The following is a 13,877-nucleotide window of genomic DNA, read 5'->3' as shown; positions in this document are numbered from 1 at the left end:
GATTGAGGACGAGGCCCGGCCAGGGCCGAACCGGGGGTCCGGGGGCAGCGCCCCCGGGGACGGGAAGGGAAGGGGCGGCGGGGGCGAAACCTCCCGGGCTCACCGCCCCACCGAGCCCCCCTCACCCTCCCCCGCCTCCCGCAACGCAGCCCACCGAACCTCCCTAGCCGCGTCCGCATGCCACAGGCCCCCCGGCCCCTCTTCCGGCTCCTCCGGGGAAACAGGAACCACGGACTCGACAGAGGCACCGGGCTCATCGGAGGCCCCCGGATCCACCGGGGGCACCACGGGCAAGGCAGGCACCGCAGGTGCAACAGGCACGGCGGGCACGGCGGGCACCGGATCCACGCCGGGCGGAACAATCGCCGAGGACACCACAGGCGCGGCAGGCCCATCCGGCGCCGACACCCCACCAGCGACCGCAGGTCGAGACTGCTCACGCACCTCCACCGGCCCCACCGGCCCCACCGGCCCCACCGGCGAGAAGTCGTACAGCTCAGCCTCTCCCGCACCCCCCACGCCCCCCACCCCACCCCGCCGCACCCTCGCCCCCGCCTCCCGAACCCCTCGCTCCCGGCACCGCCACCCCCGCACCACCACGGCCACCGGCACCCCGACCCCCACGGTCCACAACGCCACCGCACCAGCCACCTGCCACCACACGGGCCCGAACCGCGCCAGCGCGGAGACCCCCAACGGCCCGCCGGACAGCCCCGCGAGACCCCCCGTCAGAACCGCGCACCCCACCCCCGCCGACACCACGACCCCCACGGTCCTCCGCACCGACCAGGCACCCCGCACGGACGGGACGGCGGCGCCCCGGGGCCCAGGTCCGGACCCGAGGCGGGGACTGGGGCCAGGACCAGGACCACGGCCGGGCCCCGCCGCCCGGGCCACGAAGACACCCACCGTCACTCCCGCGACCACCGGCACCACCCCGGCCGCCCAGCCCCACGGCGCCCCGCCCCCCGCCCCCGGCACCGGCACCGCCGCCAGCAGCGGAAACGGCGGCAGCAGGGGCGCCGGGTCGGCCGAGAGCGGCGCCACCACGTGCCCCGTGCCGAGCACGAACCCCGGCCCGACGGCGTACGCCACCCCCCACACCGCCGCGTTCGGCACCAGCGCCACGCACAGCAGCAGCACCGCGAACCGCCCCGACCACCCCTCCGTCAGCTGAAGGAACGCCTCCCGGGCCGCCCCCAGGTGCCACACCGAGGACACCGCGACCAGCAGCGCCCCGCCGCCGAACAGCGCGACCGCGCCGGCCCCCGCCGCCCGCCCCGCGGCTTCGAGCCGCTCCCGGCCCTCCGCACCGGCGAAGAGCCGCCGCACACCGCGCGGGAGCACCGGGAGCACCGGCAACACGCCGTCCACGGACTCACGGGGCCCGCCGTGGGCCGACCACACCCCGGCCCCGGCGGCGAGCACGGCGACCGCCGGTACGCAGACCGCCGTCCACCCCCACGAGGGCCGCAGCGCGCCGCCCGCGGCGTACCAGGCGGCGCCCGACCCGACGGCGAGGTAGCCGAGGACGACGCCCGTCCACGCCGTGCGCGGACTCACGAACAGCGCGCCCCCGTCCCCGACGCCGTCCTCGTCCGCCGCGTCGCGCCCCGCACGCCACACCAGCCACACCGGCAGGGCGAGCAGCAGGAGCGGTGTGACGCCGACGGGCGCGGGCACGCCGGACAGCGTGTCCACCCGCACGAGTTCCGCGCCGTGGGCCAGCAGCCACAGCGCGGCGGCGACGTGCAGCGCGCCGCCGGGCCCGCTGTCGGGATACGGCGAGCTGATCCACAGCACCATCACGAGCACGGCGAACGAGGCGAGCCCGAGCCCGGCCGCGAGCGCCCCGCCCAGGAGGCCGGCGGCCAGCCCGGAGGATCGGTCACGCATCCGGCCGAGCAGGGGCGACAACGACAGTCGGCGAGCGGTCATCTGGGTCACGTCCGTCATGCTCCCAACGACACGCGCTTTCCCGTCGTAACAGGCGAACCACCGCTGTGTCGCTCAATATACGTTTATGTACTTTTTCGGGCGAAGAGGCCTCCTGTGACGCGGTCCCCTGCCCCGCTCCCCTCCCCGGAGCGACGCCGACACCTGCGCGAGGCGGCCTCGTTGACGCAGGCTCAGGTCGCCCGGCGGATCGGTGTCACCCGGGGCACGGTGCGCGCGTGGGAGTCCGGCCGCACGACCCCGCGCGGCCCCGGACGGGAGGCGTACGCGGATCTGCTGACCTCACTGACCAGGACAGTCGCGACAGTCAAGACGGCCAAGGCGGCCAAGGCGGCCAAGACAGTCAAGGCGGACAAGGTGACGAACACCCAGGAGACGGCGCCTCCCACCCGGATGACGGTGTCCCCGCACGAGCAACCGGCCCCGCCCGCGGCGACGGCCGCCCCCGTCGGCCTGACCCCCGCTCAGGCCTTCGACGCGCTCTACGCGTTCTGCGCCCCCGCCCTCGTACGGCAGACCTACCTTCTCTCCGGCCGCCGTGAACTCGCCCGCGAGTCGGTCGAGCGGGCCTTCCAACTGGCCTGGCAGCGCTGGCCCGAGGTGGCGGTGGACCCCGATCCGGCGGGCTGGGTGCGGGCGACGGCGTACGAGTACGCGCTCTCCCCCTGGCACCGGTTCCGCCCCCGCTACCGCCACCCGGAGCCGCCCCCGGCCGACGCGTCCGACCGGGCGCTGCTGGACACCCTGCTGACCCTCCCGGCGCCGTACCGCCGGACGCTCCTCCTCTACGACGGTGTCGGCCTCGACCTCCCGGAGACCGCGGCCGAGACGGAGGCGAGCACCCCCGCGGCGGCCGGCCGGCTGCTGCACGCCCGCGCGGCGGTCGCGGCGCGCCTGCCCGGGCTGGCGAAGCCCGCGGAGCTGCACCGGCGGCTGGCGGAGGTGGCGTCCGCCCAGCGGCTGCGCGCCGCCGGGCCGCCGGCCGTACGGGCGGGCGGCGAACGGCGGGCGCGCTTTTGGACCAGGGCGGCGATCGCGGTCACCGTGGCGATCATCGGCGCGACCGCGCTGACGGTACGGACCGCCCCCACCCGGTACGAGCCCCCGGTCCCCGCCGGGGAGACGGTCCAGGGGGTCCCCCGCCGGGCGGCGCCGGGCACCTTGTCGGGCAAGGAGCTGAAACTGCGCGCGAAGCTGCGGTCCGGGATCCAGCACGGGCCGCAGCGGCTGATCCCGCTGCCCGGGTGAGCCGCCCGGGCCCGAAGACGCCGGTGGGCCCGCCCCCACGAGGGGAGCGGGCCCACCGGCGACCTGCCGGCACCCGGCCGGCCCGGGATCAGCCGGCCGCGAGGATCTCGCGGGCCAGCTTCGCCGTCTCGGTCGGCGTCTTGCCGACCTTGACGCCGGCGGCCTCGAGGGCCTCCTTCTTCGCCTGGGCGGTGCCGGAGGAACCGGAGACGATGGCACCGGCGTGGCCCATGGTCTTGCCCTCGGGCGCCGTGAAGCCCGCGACGTAGCCGACGACCGGCTTCTTCACGTTCTCCTTGATGAAGGCCGCGGCCCGCTCCTCGGCGTCGCCGCCGATCTCGCCGATCATGACGATCAGGTCGGTGTCGGGGTCGGCCTCGAACGCGGCGAGCGCGTCGATGTGCGTCGTGCCGATGACCGGGTCGCCACCGATACCGACGGCGGACGAGAAGCCGATGTCACGCAGCTCGTACATCATCTGGTAGGTCAGTGTGCCGGACTTCGAGACCAGGCCGATGCGGCCCGGCTTGGTGATGTCGCCCGGGATGATGCCGGCGTTCGACTGACCCGGGGTGATGAGACCGGGGCAGTTCGGGCCGATGATCCGGGTCTTGTCGCCCTTGGACACGGCGTACGCGTAGAACGCGGCCGAGTCGTGGACGGCGATGCCCTCGGTGATGACGACCGCGAGGGGGATCTCGGCGTCGATCGCCTCGACGACGGCGGCCTTCGCGAAGGCCGGCGGCACGAAGAGGACGGACACGTTGGCGCCCGTCTTCTCGATCGCCTCGGCGACCGTGCCGAAGACCGGGATCTCGTTGCCGTCGATGTCGACGGACGTGCCCGCCTTGCGGGGGTTCACGCCACCGACGATGTTGGTGCCGTCCGCCAGCATGAGCTTGGTGTGCTTCATGCCCGTGGCACCGGTCATGCCCTGGACGATGACCTTGCTGTCCTTGTTGAGGAAGATAGCCATGGCTGTTTAGTCCCTCGTCCCTTACTTCGCAGCCGCGAGCTCGGCGGCCTTGTCGGCCGCGCCGTCCATGGTGTCCACGCGCTGGACCAGCGGGTGGTTGGCGTCGGAGAGGATCTTGCGACCCAGCTCGGCGTTGTTGCCGTCGAGACGGACGACCAGCGGCTTGGTGACTTCCTCACCCTTGTCCGCGAGCAGCTGGAGCGCCTGGACGATGCCGTTGGCGACCTCGTCACAGGCGGTGATGCCACCGAAGACGTTGACGAAGACGGACTTGACGTCCGGGTCGCCGAGGATGATCTCCAGGCCGTTCGCCATGACGGCGGCGGAGGCGCCACCGCCGATGTCGAGGAAGTTGGCGGGCTTGACCCCACCGTGCGCCTCACCGGCGTACGCGACGACGTCCAGGGTGCTCATGACGAGACCCGCGCCGTTGCCGATGATGCCGACCTCGCCGTCGAGCTTGACGTAGTTGAGGTTCTTCGCCTTGGCGGCGGCCTCGAGCGGGTTCGCCGACGCGTGGTCGACGAACTCCTCGTGTCCCGGCTGACGGAACTCGGCGTTCTCGTCCAGCGAGACCTTGCCGTCGAGGGCGATGACGTCGCCGGAGGCGACCTTCGCCAGCGGGTTGACCTCGACGAGGAGGGCGTCCTCCTCGATGAAGGTCTTCCACAGCGTCACGAGGACGTCGGCGACCTTCTCCGCGACCTCAGCCGGGAACTTCGCGGCCGCGACGATCTCGCGGGCCTTCTCGGGGGTCACACCCTCGTTGGCGTCGATCGGCGTCTTGGCGACGGCCTCCGGACGGGTGGCCGCCACCTCCTCGATCTCCATGCCGCCCTCGACGGACGCGATGGAGAGGAAGGTGCGGTTGGCACGGTCGAGGAGGAAGGAGACGTAGTACTCCTCCAGGATCTCCGGGGCCGTCTCGGCGATCATCACCTTGTGGACCGTGTGGCCCTTGATGTCCATGCCGAGGATGTTGGTCGCGTGCTCCACGGCCTCGTCGGCCGTGGCGGCGAGCTTCACGCCGCCGGCCTTGCCGCGGCCGCCGACCTTCACCTGGGCCTTGACGACGGACTTGCCACCGAGACGCTCGGTGGCTGCGCGGGCCGCCTCAGGCGTGTCGATGACTTCACCGGCCAGCACCGGTACATCGTGCTTGGCGAAGAGGTCCCTCGCCTGGTACTCGAACAGGTCCACGCGCTTCCGTCCCTATCAGTGATCTCGCGGTTCGTTGTCTGCGTGGGCGTGCCGCGAGGGCAACGTGACGTCCGACCGTGTCTGTCACAAGGGAGGCGCACACGGTGTCCGAGCGCGCGGCATGTCCGTCTCGCAGGTTATCGCTGCTTGCAGGAGGCCCCTAAATCGAGGGTCACACCTGAGCGGTGATACCTGTCACATGATGCCGGGCTCACTGACACCCCGTGCCGGATGTGAGCCGGGAGGAGGGCCACGGGGAAGGGCCCCACCGGGTTGGGGTTGGCCCGGTGGGGCCCTCTGAACAGCCCCTTCAGGGCTCGGGGCGGACGATTCCCTTCCCTCGACGGGAATCGCCCGGCCCCTGCCACGAGGCTCCGGCCGGACGGACCGACGGCTTTCGGCCGTCCGGGGGCCTACGGCCTCGTGGAGTCAACCGGTCAGTGCGAGAAGCACTGCCGAAGTATGCGAGGCGGACTGCATGTGACGCGGTGCGCGCCCGCGCGGTTCACGGGACGCACGGTGCTCACGGGACGCACGGTGCTCACGGGACTGCGTAAGTGGCACGCGGTGCGTGGGACGGGGGCGGACGGAGGGGCGGGTGCGGGCCGGAGCGGGGCCGGGGACCCCTGGCGGGGTGGCGGGGCTCGGGCGGAAGGGGCGCCCGCAGCGGGCCGCCGTTTCCGGCGGTGGCTAGCCGGGGAAGACCGGGACGTCGTGACGCCGGTCGCGCGTCCCGGTCACGTCGCGGCGCACCGCACCGCCGGGGACCAGCCGCGGCGGCACGGGGAGAGACGCGGTGACGGCGTGCGCGTCGCCGTGCCGGGACACACCGCCGTCGAGAACCGGGACGCCGTTCAGCACGGCGTCGCGGCCACCGGCGGGGGCTCGGCGCACCGGTCCGGGAACCTGCCTGCGGGCCTGACCGACGTGCACGGGCGCGACACGGTCGCCGTCACGGGCCGCGTGCCCGCCGCCCTGCCCGCCGCCGAGGCCGACCGGCCCGTACGACTCCGTCCCGGCGACCGCGTCCACCACCGTCACGACGTCGGTGTCGGCACCGGCAGCAGCCGTCCGGCCCCCGGGCGCCCCCACGACCGGTACCGGCAGCGTCCGCGCGGGCGCCGCCGGAATCACCGGAAGGGCGGGCAGCTCAGCGAGAACGGGCGGAACCGGAAGCGCGGGCCGAGCGGGAAGGCCGGGCAGGGTCGGGAGAGCGGGCAGGGTCGGGAGGGCAGGCAGGCTCGGAAGGGCGGGCAGGCTCGGGAGAGCGGGTGCGGGAAGGGTGGGCAGCGCCGGGAGGTCGGGCAGGTCCGAGAGGACGGGCAGCCCGGAAAGGCGGGGCACGTCGGCCGGCGCGTCGGTCACCTCGGCCGGCCCGGGCCGGCTCCCGGAAGGACCCGTGGCCTCGGACAGCTCGGTGACACCGGGAGCCTTCGCGGCGGCCGACTGCCCGGTGACGCCGGAGAGCGCGGTGGTGACCAGGGGCCCGGCGGCGGCTCCGGGATCGGCGGTGGCCGGGGCGGCCGGGTGCGGGAGACGTACGGTCGCCGTGGCCGGGGCCGGCGGTCCCCCCGCCGCGTGCGCCTGTTCACCGCAGAGGAACCCGGCCGCGAACAACCCGGCCACCAGCAGCCCGAGTTGCAGCACACGCCGCCCGGCCGCGCCGCGCAGGACGCGCAGAGCGGCGGCAGGCAGGGCCGTGGGCCAGGTCAAGGGGGGCGCTTCCTCCCGTGCGGCGGCAACGTGCCCCGATCCTCGCATGCGTGCCCGGCGTCGCGTCAGGCGGTGTCCGGCACGGGCAGGGGCCGCTTCTCGATCGCCGCCGCCATCACCTCGGGGAACAGATCCGGTGTGCAGGCGAACGCCGGTGCGCCCAGCGCCGCGAGCGCTGCGGCGTGGTCCCGGTCGTAGGCGGGAGCCCCCTCGTCCGACAGCGCGAGCAGCGCGACGAACTGCACGCCGGACGCCTTCATCGCCGCGACGCGTTTCAGCATCTCGTCGCGTATGCCTCCCTCGTAGAGGTCGCTGATGAGCACCACCACCGTCTCCGCGGGCCGGGTGATCTGCTCCTGGCAGTAGGCGAGCGCCCGGTTGATGTCCGTGCCGCCGCCGAGCCGGGTACCGAACAGGACGTCCACCGGGTCCTCGATCCGGTCGGTGAGATCGGCGACTGTCGTGTCGAAGACGACGAGCCGGGTGCTGATCGACCGCATCGACGCCAGCACCGCCCCGAAGACCGACGCGTACACCACCGACGGCGCCATCGACCCCGACTGGTCGATGCAGAGGATGACTTCCTTCTTCACGGACCGCGACGCCCGCCCGTACCCGACGAGCCGCTCCGGCACGAGCGTCCCGTGCTCGGGCAGGTAGTGCCGGAGGTTGGCGGCGATCGTGCGGTTCCAGTCGATGTCACGGTGGCGCGGGCGGGTGACGCGCGTGCCGCGGTCGAGGGCTCCGGTCAGGGCGGCCCGGGTGCGGGCGGCGAGCCGCTTCTCCAGGTCCTCGACGACCTTGCGGACCACGGCCCGGGCCGTCTCCCTGGTGGTCTCGGGCATCGCCTGGCCGAGCGAGAGCAGCGTGCCGACGAGGTGCACGTCGGCCTCCACCGCCTCCAGCATCTCCGGCTCCAGCAGCAGCGCGGACAGCCCGAGCCGTTCGATGGCGTCGCGCTGCATGACCTGCACGACGGAGGAGGGGAAGTACGTGCGGATGTCACCGAGCCAGCGGGCCACGGACGGCGCCGACGCCCCCAGTCCCGCCGAGCGCGAGCGGTCCCGGCCGCCCTTCCGCGCCGCGTTCTCCTGCCCGTAGAGCGCGGTGAGCGCCCCGTCCATCGCGGCGTCGCGGCCGGAGAGCGCGTGGCCGGTGCCGTCCGCCGTGTCGCCCCCGAGCACCAGCCGCCAGCGCCGAAGCCGCTCCTGCCCCGCGTCACCCCCCTCGGCCCCGGTCGCCTCCGCCACGGCCGCCTCGGCCGCTGGCACCTCCGCCACGGACGCCTCGGCCGCGGTCTCTTCGGCCCCGATCACCTCCGCCCCGGTCGCTTCCGCCGCGGGCGCCACCACCCGGGTCGCCTGCACCGCAGACTCCGCCGCCGAGGTCGCCGCCGCCACGGCCGCCGTCACCCCGCCCGTCCCCTCCCCGGTCGTCCCCTCTCCGGTCCTCTCCCCTGTGGTCCCGGCTCCGGTCGTCGTCATGTGCCCACCCCCGTGAGTGCGTCGTCGTCGGTGGTCGTGCCGAGATCCAGGCCCAGCAGCAGCCGCACCACCGGCAGGACGGCGTCCGCGCGCCCCGCGTCGAGCCCGGCCGCGAACCCGGGTCTCCCCGGGCCGGCGCCCGGCCCGTCGCCCGGTGTGCCAGGGCCGCGCCGGACCAGTTCGCCGAGTGTTCTGCGCACCCCCGCCTCGTACGCCGAGAACGTCCGCCGCAGCAGCGGCAGGACATCGGTGAACGCCTCCGCCGGGACGCCCGTGAGCCATCCGTCGACCAGGGCGAGCAGCCGTTCGTCGTGCACGAGGAGCAGCCCGCTGCCCGCCCCGCCTCCGGCGAAGCCCTCGATCCAGGCGGCCGCGTCCGGCGGCGGGGTCCCCCGCGACAGGGCGAGCCCCATCAGCCGCGCCGCCTCGTCCCCGCTCAGCTCCCCCTCGTCCAGCAGCAGCCGCACCGCCCGCCCCCGTACGACCCCCGCGACGCTGTCCCGCGCGCCGAGCACCCGCAGCACCCCGCGCCAGCGCTCGCGCAGCCCGCCGCCCCCGGCCGGGGGCGCCGCCGTCTCCTCCAGCATCGCCACCGCGCCGTGCACCGCGTCCATCTGTCGCCGCATCTCGTCGGCGGCGTCCGCGTCGAGCGAGGCGCAGGCCGGGGGGAGACCGACGAAGATCCGTTCGGCGAGACCCGTGGCCACCTCCGCCAGCGCGCCGGTGCCGGTGCCGCGTACATCGCCGTACCGGAGCGCACGGACGAGGGCGGGCAGGGCCCTGGCCAGATGTCCGACGTCCGTGTCCAGGGCCGCCCGGTCGGCGAGGACCCGCATCACCGTCGGGAGGGCGTCAGGCAGCCCGGCCCGCAGGCAGTGCTCGGCGAGCCCGGTCACCTCCGCGAGGCCGCGCGCGCCGATGGCGTCCGCCTCCGCCTTCGCGGTGGCCGCGGCGAGGACCGTCGTGCCCCACACCCCGGCCTCGGCGGTGCGCACCGCAAGTTCCGGCTCCCACCGCAGCCGCCAGGTCTCCCGGAAGGTCCCCGTGCTGCCGGGTGAGGCGGCCGGCTCGCCCCAGCCGACGCGCAGCAGCCGCAGCCGGTGCAGCAGTCTGCTGCGCTCGGCGTCGTTCTCCTTGCGCAGGTCGAGCGCCAGCTCGCGCTCCTCCGCCTCCGGCCTGAGCCGCAGTCGGCGCTGAAGCCGGTCGAGGTCGCGCTGCAACGGCACGGCGGGGGCGGTGGCGGGCACCTCGCCCAGCACGTCCCCGACGACCAGCCGGTCGTGGATCAGGGCCAGCGGCACGTCCGAGCCCTCGCACAGCACCGCGCGCACGGCGTCGGTCGTCTCGCTCAGCCCGGGCAGCGGCCGGCCGCGCAGCGCGGCGAGCGTCCCGGCGAGCCGGACCGCCTCGATGACGTGCGCCGAGGACACGATCCGGTCCTGCGCGCGCAGCAGGACCGCGACCTTCGTCAGCCAGCGCTCGACCGGCCGGTCCGGCGCACCGAACAGGTGGGCGTACCAGCCCGGCGAGTCGATGCCCGCCCCGTATCCCCCGGCCCGGGCCAGCCTGCGGTGCGTCCACGGCACCCAGGTCATGTCGGCCCTGACCTTGGGCAGCCCCTTGAGCAGCGTGCGGTCGGCGGCGGCGGAGGACTTGCGGCGCAGTGCGGGCACGTGCCACGCCCCGCACACCACGGCGACCGCGTCCGCCCCGAACTCCCGTTGCGCCAGCCGCATCCGGCCGCGCATGTACGCCTCCCGCACCAGGTCCCGGTGGTCGCCGCCCGCTGTCGCGTCGCTGTCGCAGGCCTGCCGCAGCGCGCTCATGGCCTCCTCGAGCGCGGCGAACGGGGCGAACGGGTCCTTCGGTCCCGCCGACCGGTGCTCGACGACGTCCTCCCACCAGCGCTCGGCGTCGTCGTACCCGGCGATCGCGGCCAGTGCGCCGAGCGGATCCCCGCGCACCCCGTCCCCGGCTACAGCCCCCTCCTCGTGCTCCTCGTACGCGTGCCCGTCCCCGGCCCCCCGCCGGTCCTCGGTGCCCGGCTCGCCCTCGGTCCCCCGCCCGCCGCCGGTGTCCCGGGTCCCGGCGCGCCTCTGCGGGTCCTCGCTCTCCCAGGCCAGGGTGTGGGTGGCCGGCAGGTCGATGAAGCGGGCCGGGACGCCGTGCTCCAGGGACCAGCGCAGCGCGACCCACTCGGGCGAGAACTCGGCCAGCGGCCAGAAGACCGAACGGCCGGGCTCGTCGACGGCGTGCGCCAGCAGCGCGACCGGCGGCCTCATGTCCTCGTCGGCGGCCAGCGGGATCAGCGCGTCGGCCTCGGGCGGTCCCTCGATCAGCACGGCCCGCGGCCGGGCGGCGTCCAGCGCCGCCCGTACCGCCCGCGCCGAACCCGGCCCGTGGTGACGCACACCGAGCAGCAACGGCCGTTCCGCCCCCGCGTCGCGGCCGTCACCGCCCTCGGCGCCTGTCATCCCGTCCACCCGCGCCTGCGGGGCCACCTCGTGTCCTCGTCCACCGTCACCCTCCACGCTCCCCGGGCCCGCGCCCGGATTCCCCTGCTCCCCTTGGCCGTGCTCGTCGTGCTCGTCGGGTCCGTCGCGCCCGCGCCGTTCACGCGCTCACCTCCCGGCAGGCCCGGTAGAAGTCCGTCCAGCCCGCCCGCTCCCGGACGACCGCCTCCAGGTACTCCTGCCAGACCACACGGTCGGCCGCGGGGTCGCGGACGACGGCGCCGAGGATGCCCGCGGCCACGTCCGCGGACCGCAGCACGCCGTCCCCGAAGTGCGCGGCCAGGGCGAGACCGCCGGTGACGACGGAGATGGCCTCGGCGGTGGACAGCGTGCCGCTCGGCGACTTCACCCGCGTACGGCCGTCGGCGGTGACTCCGGACCGCAGTTCCCGGAAGACCGTCACCACCCGGCGGATCTCGTCGATCCCGTCGGGCGCGGCCGGCAGGTCGAGGGAGCGCCCGATCTGGTCCACGCGCCGGGCGACGATGTCGACCTCGGCCTCGACGCTCTCCGGCAGCGGCAGCACCACCGTGTTGAACCGGCGGCGCAGCGCGCTGGACAGCTCGTTCACCCCGCGGTCGCGGTCGTTGGCGGTGGCGATGAGGCTGAAGCCGCGGACCGCCTGCACCTCCTGTCCGAGCTCCGGTATCGGCAGCGTCTTCTCCGACAGGACGGTGATGAGGGAGTCCTGCACGTCGGCCGGGATGCGGGTCAGCTCCTCCACCCGGACCGTCGCCCCCCGTGTCATGGCGCGCATGACGGGGCTGGGCACCAGCGCGCCCCGGCTCGGACCGTCGGCGAGCAGCTGCGCGTAGTTCCAGCCGTAGCGGATCGCTTCCTCCGGGGTGCCCGCGGTGCCCTGCACCAGCAGCGTCGAGTCACCGCAGACCGCCGCGGCCAGGTGCTCGGAGACCCAGGTCTTGGCGGTGCCCGGGACGCCGAGCAGGAGCAGCGCGCGGTCGGTGGCGAGGGTGGACACCGCGACCTCGACGAGGCGGCGCGGGCCCACGTACTTCGGTGAGATCACCGTGCCGTCCGGCAGGACGCCGCCGAGGAGATAGGTGGCGACGGCCCACGGCGACAGCTTCCAGCGGGCCGGTCGCGGGTGGTCGTCCTGCGCGGCCAGCGCGGCGAGTTCACCGGCGAAGGCGTCCTCGGCGTGCGGACGCAACGCCTCTGCGGACGGCTTCCCGATGGGTGGGGCGGATGGTGGATCTACGGACACGGACATGGCTGAGGTCCCCTCCGGCTCGGCCGGTTCTGCATCTGGTGTCCACCGTGCACCACGCCACTGACAATGCGATCCGACCTGCGCAAACGCTGTCCCGGCCGGGGACGGCGGACCGATTGTCAGTGGGGGGACCTACCTTCGATGGCATGACTCAGCAGGGGGTGCGCTGGACCGCGGACCAGGTGCTGGCACTGGCGCCTGACTCCACGTCACGCAAAGCGGGAAGCAAACTCGGCGCGGCCGGTCCGTGGTCCGGGACGGGCAGTTCGCCGGAGGGAGCGGTGTGGGGGCTGTGCGAGGGCGGCGGGGGCGCGTCGTACCGGACGGTCGTCGACACGGCGGGCGGCGCGGGTCCGGCGTACGAGTGCAGCTGTCCGAGTCGCAAGTCCCCCTGCAAGCACGCGCTCGGTCTGCTGCTGCTCTGGTCGGGCGGCGAGGGGGCGCCGCCGGCGGGGCGGGCCCCGGACTGGGCCGAGCGGTGGCTCGCGGGGCGCGGGCGCACGGCAGAGGAACGGGCGGCGGGCCGGGCGGGTTCCGCGTCCGGCCCGGCCGATCCGGAGGGGGCGCGGCGCCGGGCGGAGCGGCGCGCCGAGCGGATCACGGCGGGGGCGACGGAACTGGAGGAGCGGCTGGCCGATCTCCTGCGCTCGGGTCTGGCCACGGCCGAACGGTCGGGACACGGGCTGTGGGAGGAGACGGCGGCCCGCATGGTCGACGCGCAGGCTCCCGGACTGGCCGCACGCGTGCGGGAGTTGGGGTCGGTCCCGGCGTCCGGGCCGGGCTGGCCGGCGCGGCTGCTGGAGGAGTGCGCGCTGCTCCACCTTCTCGACCGGGGCTGGCTGCACCGTGAGCGGCTGCCGGACGGCCTGGCCGCGACGGTCCGCGCCCGCGTCGGCCTCCCCTCCTCACCGGTGGGTCCGCCGGTGAGGGACCACTGGCTGGTGCTCGCCCAGTACGACACGCCCGACCAGAAACTGACGACCCGCCGTATCTGGCTGTACGGCACGGAGTCGGGCCGCACCGCGCTCCTGCTCTCCTACGGCGCCGCGGGACGCGCACCGGAGCTCACCCTGCCCGTCGGCCTCGCCCTGGACGCCGAACTGACCGCACACGCGGGCGCCGGGCAGCGACGGGCCTCGCTCGGTGAGCAGTTCGCCCCTCCCGCGCCCACCGACACCCGCCCCGCGGGCGTGACCACTACCGAGGCGGCCGCCCGCTACGGCGAGGCCCTGGTCCACGACCCCTGGCAGGAATCGGTACCCGTGACGCTGGCCGCCGTCGTACCGACCCCGGCGGGCGACTCCTGGCAACTGGCGGACGCCGAGGGCGACACGGCGCTGCCGTTCACTCCGGCGGCGGCCTCCCGCCCCGGCCTGTGGCGTCTGGTCGCGCTCTCGGGCGGCGCGCCCGTCCGGGTGTTCGGCGAGTGCGGCCACCGCGGCTTCACCCCGCTGACCGCCTGGCCGGCGGGCGAGGGAGCGGCGGTACGCCTGTGCTGAACTCCCCGCGGACACCCGGCGCGTACACCCCCGATAACGGCCCCGGCCCCGGCCGCC

At 75.1% G+C, this 13,877-nt stretch carries 9 protein-coding genes; 2 read left to right on the top strand and 7 right to left on the bottom strand.

The features are described from left to right. Positions 1 to 99 precede the first annotated feature (99 nt). The gene (locus Saso_RS22530) at positions 100 to 1,956 is read right to left on the bottom strand and encodes a cell division protein PerM (RefSeq protein ID WP_203833538.1); all 1,857 of its coding nucleotides are present in this window, start codon (positions 1,954 to 1,956) and stop codon (positions 100 to 102) included. Positions 1,957 to 2,052: 96 nt separating this feature from the next. Here Saso_RS22530 and Saso_RS22525 point away from each other — a divergent pair, with 96 nt between their 5' ends. Further along, positions 2,053 to 3,204: a helix-turn-helix domain-containing protein gene (locus tag Saso_RS22525; RefSeq protein ID WP_189925105.1), complete on the top strand. Its 1,152-nt coding sequence runs from the start codon at positions 2,053 to 2,055 to the stop codon at positions 3,202 to 3,204. Between the two features lie 88 nt (positions 3,205 to 3,292). Here the strand turns inward: Saso_RS22525 and sucD are convergent, their stop codons facing one another. The 6 genes from sucD to Saso_RS22495 form a co-directional block, all read right to left on the bottom strand. Then, a complete protein-coding gene (sucD, locus tag Saso_RS22520) occupies positions 3,293 to 4,180 on the bottom strand; it encodes a succinate--CoA ligase subunit alpha (RefSeq protein ID WP_189925107.1) in 888 nt (295 codons plus the stop codon). Positions 4,181 to 4,201: 21 nt separating this feature from the next. Then, a complete protein-coding gene (gene sucC, locus Saso_RS22515) occupies positions 4,202 to 5,380 on the bottom strand; it encodes an ADP-forming succinate--CoA ligase subunit beta (RefSeq protein WP_189925109.1) in 1,179 nt (392 codons plus the stop codon). A 690-nt stretch (positions 5,381 to 6,070) separates the two neighbouring features. After that, the gene (locus Saso_RS22510) at positions 6,071 to 7,093 is read right to left on the bottom strand and encodes a hypothetical protein (RefSeq protein WP_189925111.1); all 1,023 of its coding nucleotides are present in this window, start codon (positions 7,091 to 7,093) and stop codon (positions 6,071 to 6,073) included. Positions 7,094 to 7,158: 65 nt separating this feature from the next. Next, positions 7,159 to 8,406 (bottom strand): VWA domain-containing protein, encoded by a 1,248-nt coding sequence (locus Saso_RS22505; RefSeq protein ID WP_372442478.1) that lies wholly within the window; start codon positions 8,404 to 8,406, stop codon positions 7,159 to 7,161. Between the two features lie 167 nt (positions 8,407 to 8,573). Next, positions 8,574 to 11,051 carry a DUF5682 family protein gene (locus tag Saso_RS22500; protein ID WP_189925113.1) on the bottom strand — a complete coding sequence of 826 codons (2,478 nt, stop codon included), beginning with the start codon at positions 11,049 to 11,051 and terminating at the stop codon, positions 8,574 to 8,576. A gap of 139 nt (positions 11,052 to 11,190) precedes the next feature. Beyond that, positions 11,191 to 12,321, bottom strand: coding sequence for an ATP-binding protein (locus Saso_RS22495; protein WP_189925115.1), 1,131 nt, complete (start codon positions 12,319 to 12,321; stop codon positions 11,191 to 11,193). A gap of 146 nt (positions 12,322 to 12,467) precedes the next feature. Here Saso_RS22495 and Saso_RS22490 point away from each other — a divergent pair, with 146 nt between their 5' ends. Next, entirely contained in the window at positions 12,468 to 13,820 is a 1,353-nt protein-coding gene (locus Saso_RS22490) for an SWIM zinc finger family protein (RefSeq protein ID WP_189925117.1), read from the top strand. Positions 13,821 to 13,877: the final 57 nt, after the last annotated feature.

The organism is Streptomyces asoensis, from assembly GCF_016860545.1.
GTDB lineage: Bacteria > Actinomycetota > Actinomycetes > Streptomycetales > Streptomycetaceae > Streptomyces > Streptomyces asoensis.
Note: the sequence above shows the minus strand (reverse complement) of the source record. Positions and strands in the feature narration are given on the sequence as shown.